The following is a 264-nucleotide window of genomic DNA, read 5'->3' as shown; positions in this document are numbered from 1 at the left end:
GACAAAAGGTGATAATCATGTTCATACCATGATTAAAGAGCTGAACAAAGCCTTTATTACACCGATTGAACGTGAAGACATTCTTCAATTGACGAATAGCCTCGACGATGTTTTAGACGGCATTGAGCATTTTTCAGCAACTTTAGAAATTTATTCAATTACAAGCTCTGACGAACATATCGACAAATTCAGCCACTACATCAGAGAATGTGCGAAAGAAATTTTAACGACTATTGAATTACTGGCTGATAATCGCTTGAAAGA

The 264-nt window shown here is 36.0% G+C and carries 1 protein-coding gene; it reads left to right on the top strand.

Annotated elements, in window-relative coordinates; all coding sequences use genetic code 11:
- Positions 1-28 precede the first annotated feature (28 nt).
- Positions 29-264: DUF47 domain-containing protein (locus AAEY75_RS15620; RefSeq protein WP_352260105.1), on the top strand; the 236-nt coding region annotated here is incomplete at its 3' end.

The organism is Psychrobacter sp. TB55-MNA-CIBAN-0194, assembly GCF_040309505.1.
Taxonomy (GTDB): Bacteria; Pseudomonadota; Gammaproteobacteria; order Pseudomonadales; family Moraxellaceae; genus Psychrobacter; species Psychrobacter fozii.
The sequence above is the reverse complement of the archived record's forward strand: the minus strand, read 5'-3'. Positions and strand labels throughout refer to the sequence as shown.